Here is an 11,682-nt window from a genome sequence, read left to right as displayed (position 1 = left end):
GCCATGAGTGACCTGAGCAAGCTGATTGCGGACACGCGCGCCACGCTGTCCCGCATCGCCAGCGACTTTACGCCCGCCGTCTTCGCCTCCTCGCTGGCGGCGGAAGACATGGTGCTGACCGACCTGATACTGAAGGGCGGCTACGACATCGGCATCTTCTCGCTGGAGACGGGCCGCCTGCACCAGGAGACGCTGGCCATGCTGGACAAGGTGCGGCAGCACTACGGCTACGATATCGCTGTGTTCCGGCCGCAGCCGGAGGCGGTCGATGCCTATGTCGCGCAGCACGGCCTGAACGCCTTTTACGACAGCGTTGAGATGCGCAAGGAATGCTGCCGCATCCGCAAGGTCGAGCCGCTGGGCCGCGCGCTGCTGGGCAAGAAGGCCTGGGTCACCGGCCAGCGACGCGCGCAAGCGGCCACCCGTGGTTCGCTGATGGTCGAGGAAGACGACGCGGCGCATTTCATGACCAAGTTTAATCCGCTGGCCGATTGGTCCGAGGAAGACGTCTGGAACTACATCCGCGACAACGGCGTGCCGTACAACGCGCTGCATGACCAGGGTTATCCGTCGATCGGCTGCGAACCGTGTACCCGGGCCATCCAGCCAGGTGAAGATGTCCGCGCCGGCCGCTGGTGGTGGGAGAACCCGGAATCGAAAGAGTGCGGCCTCCACGTCGTCGACGGCAAACTGATACGCATTAAATCCGCGGCGTAGCGTCACTCCCGCGCAGGCGGGAGTCCATACGCCGCATCCAACGTTACTCAGCATGGGTTCCCGCCTTCGCGGGAACGACGTGCAGAAAGCTAGTACAAATGAACGCTTTAGTAGAAAACAACGCGCACGTGAACTCGCGCCATCTCGACGCTTTGGAGTCCGAAGCGATCCACATCATGCGCGAGGTCGCCGCCGAATGCAGCAATCCCGCCCTGCTGTTCTCGGGCGGTAAAGACTCGGTGGTCCTGCTGCGCATCGCCGAGAAGGCTTTCCGCCCCGGCAAATTCCCGTTCCCGCTGGTGCACGTCGACACCGGCCACAACTTCCCGGAAGTGATTACCTTCCGCGACAAGCGCGTGGCCGAACTGGGCGAACGCCTGATCGTCGGCTCGGTCGAAGACTCGATCAAAAAAGGCACCGTGCGCCTGCGTAATCCGCAAACCGATTCGCGCAACGCCGCGCAGGCGGTGACGCTGCTGGAAACCATCGCCGAACATGGCTTCGACGCCTGCATCGGCGGCGCCCGCCGCGACGAGGAGAAAGCCCGCGCCAAGGAGCGCATCTTCTCCTTCCGCGACGAATTCGGCCAGTGGGACCCGAAATCGCAGCGCCCGGAGTTGTGGGATCTGTATAACACCCGCGTCCATCCGGGAGAAAACATGCGCGTGTTCCCGATCTCCAACTGGACCGAGCTCGATGTGTGGCAGTACATCGCCCGCGAACAGCTGGAGCTGCCGCCGATCTACTTCGCCCACGAGCGCGAAGTCATTCCGCGCAACGGCCTGCTGGTACCGCTGACGGACCTGACGCCGCCGCGCGAAGGTGAGACCGTTGAAAAACAGGTGGTGCGCTTCCGTACCGTCGGCGACATCTCCTGCACCTGCCCGGTGTCCTCGGACGCGGCGACCGTGGAGCAGATCATCGCTGAAACGGCGATCACGCAGGTGACCGAACGCGGCGCAACGCGCATGGACGACCAGACGTCCGAAGCATCGATGGAAAAACGTAAAAAAGCAGGATACTTCTAATGACCACCACTACCAACGAACAAAGCCTGCTGCGCTTTATCACCGCCGGCTCCGTCGATGACGGCAAGTCCACCCTGATCGGCCGCCTGCTGTTCGACAGCAAGGGCATCTTCGCCGACCAGCTGGACGCCATGTCGCGCTCCAAGCACAAACGCACCGTGGGCGACACGGTCGACCTGTCGCTGCTGACCGACGGCCTGGAAGCCGAACGCGAACAAGGCATCACCATCGACGTGGCCTACCGCTACTTCGCCACGCCGAAGCGCAAGTTCATCATCGCCGACACGCCGGGCCACGAGCAGTACACCCGCAACATGGTGACCGGCGCGTCGACCGCCGACGCGGTCATCATCCTGGTGGACGTGTCGAAAGTGAAGCTGCGCGAGGACGGCGGCGTCGACCTGCTGATCCAGACCAAGCGCCATTCGACCATCGCCCACCTGCTGCAGATCGAGCACGTGATCGTGGCCGTCAACAAGATGGACCTGGTGAACTACGACCAGGACATCTACAAGCGCATCGTCAAGGCGTATGGCGAATTCGCCGCGTCGCTGGGCCTGAAGGACATCACGCCGATCCCGCTGTCCGCCCTGACCGGCGACAACGTGGTGGAAAAGAGCGAGAAGCTGGCCTGGTATCAGGGACCGACCCTGATCGAGCTGCTGGAATCGCTGTCGGTGTACGACGAATCGCACGACGCGCCGTTCCGCTTCCCGGTGCAGCTGGTGGCGCGCCACAACGGCCACGAGGCCAACGATTTCCGCGGCTATATGGGCCGCATCGAGGCCGGCAAGGTATCGGTGGGCGACAAGCTGGTGGTGCAGCCGTCCGGCCAGAGCGCGACCGTCAAGGATATCGTCACGCTGGAAGGTTCGCACCAGTCGGCGGTGGCCGGCCAGTCGGTCACGCTGCTGCTGAACGAGTACCTGGACATTTCGCGCGGCGACCTGCTGGCCAGCGCTGACCAGCCGGCCACGCAGCTTAAGCAGCTGAAGGCCGATGTATGCTGGATGTCGGACGAGCCGCTGGACGTGCGTCGCAAATACTGGATCAAGCACGGCACCAGGCAGACTTCGGCCAAGGTCAAGGCGATTGAGTCTCTGCTGGACATCAACACCCAGCAGCGCCACAACGCGGAGGGCCTGAAGCTGAACGACATCGCGACGATTGAGCTGGCCGTGCAGCAGCCGCTGGCGGCCGACGCCTACAGCGACATCCGCGCGACCGGCGCCTTCATCCTGATCGATGAAGTCACCCACCAGACCGTCGCCGCCGGCATGATCCGCCTCTGACGTCCCCCCGTCATCCCCGTCATCCCCGCGCAGGCGGGGATCCATGCTGAGTATAGGCTCCCGCCTGCGCGGGAGTGACGCAAAAAATGCCAACGCCCGCAAAAGTCTATCTGATCGGCGCCGGCCCCGGCGCGCAAGACCTCATCACCGTGCGCGGCGCGCGCCTGCTGGCGCAAGCCGACATCGTGCTGCACGACGCGCTGGTAACGCCGGAAATGCTGGAACTCTGCCCGCAAGCCGAGCAAATCCCGGTCGGCAAACGCAGCGGCCAGCGCTCGATGGCCCAGCAACTCATCAACCAGCAACTGGTGGAAGCCGCGCACCGCGCGCAGCTGGTGGTGCGCCTGAAAGGCGGCGATCCCATGATGTTCGGCCGCGCCGACGAAGAGCTGCGCGCGCTGGAAGCCGAAGGCATCGAAGTCGAAGTCGTCCCCGGCATCACCACCGCACTGGCGGCGGCGGCCGCCACCAGGCAGCCGCTGACCAAGCGCGGCATCGCCCGCAGCGTCGCCTTCTTCACCTCCTCCACCGCGCCCGAACACTCGGACCACGACGCCATCCCGGAAACCGACACGCTGGTGCAATACATGGGCGGCCGCGAGGCCATCGCCACCGCCGAGCGACTGCTGGCCCACGGCCACGCGCCGGACAAGCCGGTGGTGGTGATCGAAAACGTCAGCCGCGCCGACCAGCAGGTCCGCCGCATGACCATCGCCGAACTGACGCAAGGCCTCGGCACGCCGCACGGCCCGGTGCTGGTCATGATCGGCGAAGCCATGCGCCCGCGTCCGCGACAAACTTTCGATACCGGGATTAGCAACACAATAGGCCCCCAACTCCGCGCCTGAAATCCTGTTTTCGGTATTAAAATGGCCATTCCCATCATAAGAGGATGTAATGGACACTGTTCAACGACTGGAAAGCGCCTGGAACGCCCACTCCGCCGGCGAGTTCGAACCGGCACTGCAGGAATACATCGCGCTGTTCGACGCCACCGGCAAGGATCCGGAAACCGCCTCGCTGCGGCTGTCCTACGTGCTGGCCGCGTGGGCCAAGCTGGCGGAGGAATATGTGCCGGCGCGGCGCGCGCTGGTCGAAGAGCGCGACCGCCTGGCCGCGCAGCTGCCGTCCGCGCCTGACTTGTTCCACGATATCCGCATCATCAACGACAAGCTGGGCGACTTGCAAAACACCTACCACCTGTTCGAGCACCTGTCGGACGCGCAGGCGCGGCAGCATGCGCGCGAGGCGCTGCCGGCCGTCATGGCCTGCGGCGACTACGCGCTGGCGCGCCGCCACCTGCCGCATCCCGAGCAGCACCTGGCCAGGGCGGCGGCCGAACTCAACGAACTGAAGAGCCACATCAACGTCCTCACCACCGAAGGCATGGCCGAACTGCTGGCCGACGTATTCAACTACATCACCGAAGTCGCATTGGTACTGGACTTGCTGGATGGCTGCGGCGATACTGCTGCGGCGGAACCGCGCGCGCCGGCAAGCCGTCGACCTGGTGCAGGCGCCCGAAGCGCGGGCATGCGTGCAGGCGGAGCTGGATGCTCCCGGCACCACGCTGGACGCCATGGTTGAACTACAAAATTCGGTGACTGCATAGTGAACAAGATTTACGCTCAAGCCCTCCTCCTTTCCTCCCTGCTGCCCGCCGCCGCCGTCCACGCGGCGGTGCCCACCTACGATTACAAGGTGGTGCGCAGCTATCCGCACGATCCGCAGGCCTTTACGCAAGGCCTGTTGTACCGCGATGGTTTTTTGTACGAGAGCACGGGCCTGAACGGCAAATCGTCGATCCGCAAGGTCGATCTGGCCAGCGGCAAGGTACTGCAAAGCCAGAGCATCCCGCCGCAGTATTTCGGCGAAGGCCTGACCGCGTCCGGCGACACGCTGGTCGGCATCACGTGGCAGAGCCAGACCGGCTTTGTGTTCGACCTGAAGACCTTTGAAGTGAAAAGCCAGTTCGCCTATCCCGGCGAAGGCTGGGGCCTGGCCAACAACGGCAAGGAGCTGATACTCAGCGATGGCAGCGCCACGCTGCGCTTCCTCGATCCGAAAACCTTCCTCGAAGTGCGGCGCGTGAAGGTAACGGCCGACGGCATCGCGGTCGACCAGCTGAATGAACTGGAAGTGGTGGAGGGTGAGATCTTCGCCAATATCTGGCACACCAACACCATCGCCCGCATCGACCAGAACACCGGCAAGATCACCGGCTGGATCGACTTCGGCAAACTGTATCCGGACGCCGGCAAGGGCGCCAACGCCGACAACGTCATGAACGGCATCGCCTACGACGCCGCGAAAAAACGCCTGTTCGTCACCGGCAAGCTGTGGCCGAAGATCTACGAAGTCAAAATCATCCCCCGCAAATAAAGCCCATGACTAAGCGCACCTGGTTCGGTATCGCATGCGCGGCGCTGGCCGCATCGGCCGCCGCGCAGACGCAGCAACCCGACCTGCCGTTGTGGGAAGCCGGCATGTTCGGCGGCGCCGCCACCACGCCGGCCTATCCGGGCGCGGACGACCGCTCGACCCGCGCGCTGGTGCTGCCGATGCTGATCTATCGCGGCAAGGTGCTGCGCTCCGACCGTTCCGGCATCGGCGCGCGGCTGATTAACACGGAACGCGTGGAACTCGACATCGGCTTTGCGCTGTCGCTGCCGGCACGCTCGAAAGATGTCGGCGCGCGCGCCGGCATGCCGGACCTGAACTCGCTGCTGGAGTTCGGTCCGCGCCTGAAAGTGCGGCTGACCGATCGCACGCGCCTTGAGCTGCCGCTGCGCCTCCCGCTGGAACTGCGCAACGGCTTTGAGCGGCAAGGCCTGGTGTTCGAGCCGCGCCTGGTGTTCGAAACCGCAGCCGCCGACGGCAAATGGAGCGCCGACGCCAGCATCGGCGCGGTCTACGGCAATACAAAACTGAACCAGTATTTCTACGAAGTGGCGCCGCAATACGCCACGGCCACGCGCCCCCGGTATCAGGCCGATGGTGGCCTGATGATGACGCGGCTTGGCGCCAGCCTGTCGCGCCGCCTGTCGCCGGACTGGCGCATCTTCGGCTTCGCGCGCTACGATAACCTGAGCCACTCGGCCAACCGCGACAGCCCGCTATTCCGCAAGACCAGCGGGCTGTCGGCCGGCATCGGCTTTAGCTGGACGGCGCACCGCTCGGCCGCGCGCGCCTGGGAGTAGCACGTAGTCAGCCGCTGCCACATCTCGACGCCACCTGATTGAAGGAAGTTTGGCCGGGCCACACGGTCAAGGACCGCAACGCGGCGGCCACGTGGTGCAGGAGGCCTTATGCGGACAGGGCGTTGACGCAGTAATCGGACAGCGCCTTGAGCACCGCGCCATCCTCGCCGGCCGCTTCCACTACCTTGATCGCGGCTTGCGGATAGACGGTGCGCAGTTCGCCGATCATCAGCGGCAGGTCGCGCAGCACATGCCCGCCCTGCCCCAGGAACACCGGCACCACGGTGATGTCGCTGATGTTTTCGGCGATCAGCGCCGAGACCACGTCCGGCAGGCGCGGCGACATCAGTTCCAGGAAGGCCAGCTCGACGCGCACTTCCGGCTCGCGCGCCCGCGTCAGGTCGCGCAGGCGCTCGAACGGGCCGGCCCACGACGCCGAACGCGCGCCGTGCGCAAATAATATCAATGCTCGCTTGCTCATTTCTAATGTCGCTCCACCCACCACAAGGCGCCTATCGCCAGCACCATGAACAATAAACTAGGCGCGATCGCCGTCAGCATCGCCGGCCAGGTGCTCAACAGGCCCAGATGCGAGAACAGGGTATTCACCAGCAGGAAGCTGACGCCCAGCATAATGCCGAGGAAAATTTTCAGGCTCACGCCGCCGCTGCGCGTGTGCAGATAGCCGAACGGCAGCGCCAGCGCCATCAGCACAAAAATCGCCAGCGGATCGAACAGCTTTTTCCAGAACGCGATCTTGAAGCGCTCCGTCTCCTGCTTGTTCTCGATCAGGTGGCGGGTGTACACCGCCAGCTCCACCGCCGACATGCGCTCCGGGTCAGATCGCGACACCGACAGGATGCGCGGCGTGATTTCCGACAGCAGGTCCTTGGTGGCGCTGGTGCGGGTTTCGATCATGCTCGATTCCTGCGCGTAGTTGTTGGCCAGGTTGGCTTCCATGCCGGGCTTGAGCAGCTCCGGGTTGGTGAAGATATTTTCCGTCACATCCTGCAGCAGCCACTTGTTATTGCCCTGGAAGGTGGCGGTCTTGGCCTGCGTGATGGAGCGCATGCGGAAGTTGGTGTCGAATTCGTACAGCTTGACGTCCTTCAGCGTGCCGTCGGGGCGCACTTCCTTGACGTTGAAGAAGCGCGAGCCGGTCACCGTGCCGGTCATGCCTTCCGACTTGACGATGTCCTTGGTCCACAGGCCGGAGCGGAATTCGGTGGAGATGGTGGTGCCGCGCGAGGTCAGCTTGAATTTTTCCGCCAGCGGCGCGGTGCGCGGCACCACGAATTCGCCGACCAGGAAGGTGATGATCACCAGGATCACGCCGATCTTGGCCAGCATCCACGCCACCATGCCGGTGGACATGCTGGACGCCCGCATGATGGTGAACTCGGACGTGGCGGCAAACTGCGCCATCGTGTAGATGGTGCCGATCAGCGCCGCCAGCGGCATCACCTCATACACGTGGCCGGGCAGTTGCGTCAGCACGTACAGGAAGGCGAATTGCACGCCGACGCCGTTCTTGCTCACCTTCGGCAGCTCGCCGGTGAGGTCCATGAACGCTTGCAGCGCGAGGAAAGCCACCAGCACAAAGGCGACTGCTTGCAGTATCGAGACTGCGAAATAGCGTTGCAGGATTTTCATTGCGACACAGCTTTCTTGTCCGCGCCGTTGCGCGAGCGTTTATACGCCGACAGCAGCGCCAGCGGATGGTACGGATGGTTCAGGTAGAGGCGCCACGCGAACAGCACCACCACGGTCAGCACGGCGACCAGGTGCAGCGGCCACCAGGACAGCGCGAAGAGGAATTTACCCTGCCGCACGCTGGACTCCAGCAGCTTGACGAAGTTGTTATAGCTGAAGAAGATCAGCAGCGCGATAATCAGGTTGGCCGAGCTGCCGGCGCGCGGATTGACAAAGCCCAGCGGAATCGCCAGCAACAGCAGCACCAGGCAGGTCAGCGGCGCCGCCATGCGCCACAACAGCTCCGCGCGGGCGCCGTTGCTGGTGTCCTTGAGCAGCTGCATGGTGGGGGTGGAGTCGGTGTCCTTGTCGCCCTCCAGGTCCTGCGTCTGGCTGGTGACGCGCATGCTGTAGCTCTCGAACTCCATGGTCTGGAAGTCGGCCTGGCCCGGCGTGCCCTGGTAGCGGCGGCCGTTCTTCAGCACCAGATAGCGCTCGCCCTTCGGCCCGGTGTTGATTACGCCCTCGCGCGCGACGATGACGGCGGTGCCCCGTTCGTCGACGGTGTTGACGAACACGTTCTGCACCACGGCCGTCTTGCCGGCCACGCCCTCGACGAAGAAGATGCGGTTGGCCGACGCCGATTCCTTGAACTGGCCCGGCGAGACTTTTTGCAGGTCCTCGCGCTTTTCGAAGCGCTCGACATATTCCGCGCTTTTCTGCTTGGCCCACGGCGTGGCGACGAAACTGAGCATGCCGGTGATGAGCACCAGCGGCAGGCCGAAGGTCAGCACCGGCGCGATCCACCTGGTCAGCGACAGGCCGGAGGCGAACCACACCACCATCTCGGAATCGCGGTAGGTCCGCGTGACCACCATCAGCACGGAAATAAAGCTGGTGAGGATGAGGATAGTTGGCAGATAATTCAGCGTTGCGAAAACGATCAGCGCGACCACGTCGCTGGACGCCACCTTGCCGCCCGCGGCCTTGCCGAGGACTGCGATCAGGGTCCAGGTAACGCAGATACTGAACAGCACCGTGAAAGAGGCGCCGGCCGTATTGGCCATTTCACGTCGTAGGGCGCGTTGAAAGATCATTGAAGATTATAATTCGGTAGTTTGGCCCCGCTGTTAAGCGCAAACCTGCGCTATGCGGGACCATAAAAGTTTTAAGTACGTACACGACACGGAGAATCAAATGGACTTTAGCATAAAAGCATTCGACACAAAAAACACCATCGCTACGGCCAAAGCCGGCGTCATCGCCGTCGCGGTCTTCGAGAACAAAAAGCTGTCGCAAGCTGCCAAGGCGCTGGACGGCGCTGGTGAAATCACTGCTGCGCTCAAGTCCGGCGACATCACCGGCAAAGCCGGCGCCACCCTGCTGCTGCGCGGCCTGAAAGGCGCCGCCGCCGACCGCGTGCTGCTGGTTGGCCTGGGCAGCGACGACGCCGTCGGCGAGAAAAGCTTTGCCGGCGGCGTAACCGCCGCGCTGAAGGTGTTCTCCACCCTGGGCGCGAGCGACGCTATTATCGCATTGCCGATGACCGAAGTGAAAGAGCGTGACGTCAATTGGGCGATCCGCTGCGTGGTGCAAGCGGCCCACGAGTCGGCATTCCGCACCGATGGCCAAAAGAGCAAGAAAGACCCGGCCGCCGCCGGCGTCAGGAAAATCGCCCTGGCGGTGCCGAACAACGCCGCCACCAAGCTCGCGCTGGCGCAGGCCGTGGCGATCGCCAACGGCATCGACCTGACCAAGGAGCTGGGCAACACCTCGGCCAACGTCTGCACGCCAACCTACCTGGCCAACGTCGCCAGGAAACTGGGCAAGGACTACAAGTTCGAGGTCGAGGTGCTGGACCGCAAACAGCTGGAAGCGCTGAAGATGAACAGCTTCCTGTCGGTCACCAACGGCAGCGAGCAGCCGCCGAAATTCATCATCCTCAAGCACATGGGCGGCAAGGCCAAGGATGCGCCGGTGGTGCTGGTCGGTAAAGGCATCACCTTCGACACCGGCGGCATTTCGCTGAAAGCCGGTCCCGGCATGGACGAGATGAAGTACGACATGGGCGGCGCCGCCTCGGTGCTGGGCACCTTCCGCGCCATCGGCGAAATGAACCTGAAGCTGAACGTGATCGGCGTGATCGCCGCCTGCGAAAACATGCCGTCGGGCCGCGCCACCAAGCCGGGCGACATCGTCACCTCGATGAACGGCCTGACCATCGAGATCCTCAACACCGACGCCGAAGGCCGCCTGGTGCTGTGCGACGCGCTCGCCTACGCCGAGCGCTTCAACCCGGCCGCCGTGATCGACATCGCCACGCTGACCGGCGCCTGCATCGTCGCCCTGGGCCACCACAAGAGCGGCCTGTTCACCCGCGACGACGACGTCCACAACGCGCTGGCCGACGAGATCATGGCCGCCGGCAAAGCGTCCAGCGACACCGCGTGGCGCCTGCCGATCGGCGAGGAGTACAACGAGCAGCTGAAGTCCAACTTCGCCGACCTGGCCAACATCGGCACGCCGGGCGGCGCCTCGTGCACCGCCGCCGCGTTCCTGGAGAACTTCACCCGCAAGTACACCTGGGCGCACCTGGACATCGCCGGCACCGCGTGGAAATCAGGCGGCAACAAAGGCGCAACCGGCCGCCCGGTGCCGCTGCTGTCGAACTTCCTGATTAACCGCGCCAACTAATCAGAACAGGGTCACGCCCGCAGCCGGGGGTGGCCCATCTTCCTTTTCCTGCGCCGGACGCATGACCACCGTCAGCACGTCCGGATAGTCGTAGCCGGCGCCGGTATTGCGGTCCACGTACAGGCCAACGCCGGCCGTCAGCACCAGATTTCCCCAGATATTGGCGTCCGCCCTGGACTCCACCCTTTCGTAGGCCCAGCCCTTGCCGGACTTCTGGCAATCGATGCGCAGCGGGCCGGCGCTCTTGCGCAGCGTGATGCGCGCCGGCGTGGTGACGAACCATTTGCCCATGTCGTTGTACAGCACGCAGCCGACACCGGCGATCTCGCGGTGATCGAGCACGGTCTGCACCAGCACATTCTGTTCGGTGGGTTCGGTCAGGGAGGCGCAGCCCGCCAGCGAGGCGAGCAGCGCGACCGCTGCAGCGGGGCGGAGATACATGGTCTGTCTCTGGAATAACGATACAGACCAGTGTAGCAGTCCGCTGGCGGTTCTATATGCGAGATCAAGCGGCGTAAAGCCTTGCACTTTACGCCTTGCGCCCTGCGCGTCAGGCGTCCTGGCGCGCCGGCGCCTTGGCGCGTACCGGCTGGTCGGCCTGGTCCTGCTTCTTCTTCAGGCCCTGCACCACTTTCAGGATGTCGTCCATGCCGCGCTCGCCGCCCAGCGACGAGAAGGCGTCCAGCACTTCGTTCAGCACCTGATTGCGCACGGCCGCCTCGTCGGCGTTGATGGCCGGCGGACGTTCCACGGCGGCGGCGGCGCGCTTCTCAGCGGCGGCAGCTTCCTTTTGCGCGGCGGTCTTGCGCCCGCCTGGCGGTTTGCCGTGTTCCAGCGCCGCTTGCCAGATTACCCAGCGGCGTTGCGTTTCGAAGACCAGGTATTCCTCTGGCTTGTCTTCGCGGCGGCGTACAATGTGACCGTCGCGCTGTGCCCATGCCTCAAATGCAGTTCGCATTTTCCATTCCTTTGCAAATGCGCTAAGCGCCATTCACTATAAAAACCACAAGTTATTTCCGTATAGTATCATTTCTTGCGTCATTACAACACAGGTCGATA

Annotated in this window: 13 protein-coding genes; 8 read left to right on the top strand and 5 right to left on the bottom strand. The window is 63.8% G+C overall.

Annotation, left to right across the window (positions count from 1 at the left end; all coding sequences use genetic code 11):
* The first annotated feature begins 3 nt into the window (after nucleotides 1–3).
* The 7 genes from ACRQ5J_RS09380 (at nucleotide 4) to ACRQ5J_RS09350 (ending at nucleotide 6,237) form a co-directional block, all read left to right on the top strand.
* A complete protein-coding gene (locus ACRQ5J_RS09380; RefSeq protein WP_432382849.1) occupies nucleotides 4–717 on the top strand; it encodes a phosphoadenylyl-sulfate reductase in 714 nt (237 codons plus the stop codon).
* Nucleotides 718–815: 98 nt separating this feature from the next.
* A complete protein-coding gene (cysD, locus tag ACRQ5J_RS09375) occupies nucleotides 816–1,745 on the top strand; it encodes a sulfate adenylyltransferase subunit CysD (protein ID WP_432382847.1) in 930 nt (309 codons plus the stop codon).
* Nucleotides 1,745–3,037, top strand: a complete 1,293-nt coding sequence (locus ACRQ5J_RS09370; RefSeq protein ID WP_432382846.1) for a sulfate adenylyltransferase subunit 1 — start codon at nucleotides 1,745–1,747, stop codon at nucleotides 3,035–3,037. Before cysD ends, ACRQ5J_RS09370 begins: the two co-directional genes overlap by 1 nt.
* An 86-nt stretch (nucleotides 3,038–3,123) precedes the next feature.
* Nucleotides 3,124–3,885, top strand: coding sequence for a uroporphyrinogen-III C-methyltransferase (cobA, locus tag ACRQ5J_RS09365; protein WP_432382844.1), 762 nt, complete (start codon nucleotides 3,124–3,126; stop codon nucleotides 3,883–3,885).
* Between the two features lie 49 nt (nucleotides 3,886–3,934).
* A complete protein-coding gene (locus ACRQ5J_RS09360) occupies nucleotides 3,935–4,624 on the top strand; it encodes a hypothetical protein (RefSeq protein ID WP_432382842.1) in 690 nt (229 codons plus the stop codon).
* A 24-nt stretch (nucleotides 4,625–4,648) separates the two neighbouring features.
* Nucleotides 4,649–5,419 carry a glutaminyl-peptide cyclotransferase gene (locus ACRQ5J_RS09355; RefSeq protein ID WP_432382840.1) on the top strand — a complete coding sequence of 257 codons (771 nt, stop codon included), beginning with the start codon at nucleotides 4,649–4,651 and terminating at the stop codon, nucleotides 5,417–5,419.
* Between the two features lie 5 nt (nucleotides 5,420–5,424).
* On the top strand, nucleotides 5,425–6,237 hold the full coding sequence (locus ACRQ5J_RS09350; protein WP_432382838.1) for a MipA/OmpV family protein: 813 nt from the start codon (nucleotides 5,425–5,427) through the stop codon (nucleotides 6,235–6,237).
* A 106-nt stretch (nucleotides 6,238–6,343) separates the two neighbouring features.
* Here ACRQ5J_RS09350 and ACRQ5J_RS09345 read toward each other — a convergent pair whose 3' ends face one another.
* Genes ACRQ5J_RS09345 through lptF form a run of 3 tightly spaced genes read right to left on the bottom strand, consistent with a single transcriptional unit; the run spans nucleotide 6,344 to nucleotide 8,996 of the window.
* Nucleotides 6,344–6,718 carry a sirohydrochlorin chelatase gene (locus ACRQ5J_RS09345; RefSeq protein ID WP_432382836.1) on the bottom strand — a complete coding sequence of 125 codons (375 nt, stop codon included), beginning with the start codon at nucleotides 6,716–6,718 and terminating at the stop codon, nucleotides 6,344–6,346.
* Nucleotides 6,719–6,720: 2 nt separating this feature from the next.
* A complete protein-coding gene (lptG, locus tag ACRQ5J_RS09340) occupies nucleotides 6,721–7,890 on the bottom strand; it encodes an LPS export ABC transporter permease LptG (RefSeq protein WP_432382834.1) in 1,170 nt (389 codons plus the stop codon).
* Entirely contained in the window at nucleotides 7,887–8,996 is a 1,110-nt protein-coding gene (gene lptF / locus ACRQ5J_RS09335) for an LPS export ABC transporter permease LptF (RefSeq protein ID WP_432382832.1), read from the bottom strand. Before lptF ends, lptG begins: the two co-directional genes overlap by 4 nt.
* A 130-nt stretch (nucleotides 8,997–9,126) precedes the next feature.
* On the opposite strand from lptF, the gene ACRQ5J_RS09330 reads away from it, so the two are divergent.
* The gene (locus tag ACRQ5J_RS09330; protein ID WP_432382830.1) at nucleotides 9,127–10,623 is read left to right on the top strand and encodes a leucyl aminopeptidase; all 1,497 of its coding nucleotides are present in this window, start codon (nucleotides 9,127–9,129) and stop codon (nucleotides 10,621–10,623) included.
* Here ACRQ5J_RS09330 and ACRQ5J_RS09325 read toward each other — a convergent pair whose 3' ends face one another.
* Both ACRQ5J_RS09325 and ACRQ5J_RS09320 read right to left on the bottom strand, forming a co-directional pair.
* Nucleotides 10,624–11,064 (bottom strand): hypothetical protein, encoded by a 441-nt coding sequence (locus ACRQ5J_RS09325; RefSeq protein WP_432382828.1) that lies wholly within the window; start codon nucleotides 11,062–11,064, stop codon nucleotides 10,624–10,626.
* Between the two features lie 109 nt (nucleotides 11,065–11,173).
* Nucleotides 11,174–11,581, bottom strand: a complete 408-nt coding sequence (locus tag ACRQ5J_RS09320) for a hypothetical protein (RefSeq protein WP_432382826.1) — start codon at nucleotides 11,579–11,581, stop codon at nucleotides 11,174–11,176.
* Nucleotides 11,582–11,682 lie beyond the last annotated feature (101 nt).

This window comes from Duganella sp. P38, from assembly GCF_050859475.1.
Lineage (GTDB): Bacteria > Pseudomonadota > Gammaproteobacteria > Burkholderiales > Burkholderiaceae_D > Rugamonas.
The sequence above is the reverse complement of the archived record's forward strand: the minus strand, read 5'-3'. Positions and strand labels throughout refer to the sequence as shown.

What these genes read in the sequence shown, in the direction of transcription:
- ACRQ5J_RS09325 (WP_432382828.1), bottom strand. Translation starts at nt 11,064, where the DNA reads ATGTATCTCCGCCCCGCTGCAGCGGTCGCGCTGCTCGCCTCGCTGGCG.
- cobA (WP_432382844.1), top strand. Translation starts at nt 3,124, where the DNA reads ATGCCAACGCCCGCAAAAGTCTATCTGATCGGCGCCGGCCCCGGCGCG.
- ACRQ5J_RS09345 (WP_432382836.1), bottom strand. Translation starts at nt 6,718, where the DNA reads ATGAGCAAGCGAGCATTGATATTATTTGCGCACGGCGCGCGTTCGGCG.
- ACRQ5J_RS09360 (WP_432382842.1), top strand. Translation starts at nt 3,935, where the DNA reads ATGGACACTGTTCAACGACTGGAAAGCGCCTGGAACGCCCACTCCGCC.
- ACRQ5J_RS09320 (WP_432382826.1), bottom strand. Translation starts at nt 11,581, where the DNA reads ATGCGAACTGCATTTGAGGCATGGGCACAGCGCGACGGTCACATTGTA.
- ACRQ5J_RS09350 (WP_432382838.1), top strand. Translation starts at nt 5,425, where the DNA reads ATGACTAAGCGCACCTGGTTCGGTATCGCATGCGCGGCGCTGGCCGCA.
- ACRQ5J_RS09330 (WP_432382830.1), top strand. Translation starts at nt 9,127, where the DNA reads ATGGACTTTAGCATAAAAGCATTCGACACAAAAAACACCATCGCTACG.
- lptG (WP_432382834.1), bottom strand. Translation starts at nt 7,890, where the DNA reads ATGAAAATCCTGCAACGCTATTTCGCAGTCTCGATACTGCAAGCAGTC.
- ACRQ5J_RS09370 (WP_432382846.1), top strand. Translation starts at nt 1,745, where the DNA reads ATGACCACCACTACCAACGAACAAAGCCTGCTGCGCTTTATCACCGCC.
- lptF (WP_432382832.1), bottom strand. Translation starts at nt 8,996, where the DNA reads ATGGCCAATACGGCCGGCGCCTCTTTCACGGTGCTGTTCAGTATCTGC.
- ACRQ5J_RS09380 (WP_432382849.1), top strand. Translation starts at nt 4, where the DNA reads ATGAGTGACCTGAGCAAGCTGATTGCGGACACGCGCGCCACGCTGTCC.
- cysD (WP_432382847.1), top strand. Translation starts at nt 816, where the DNA reads ATGAACGCTTTAGTAGAAAACAACGCGCACGTGAACTCGCGCCATCTC.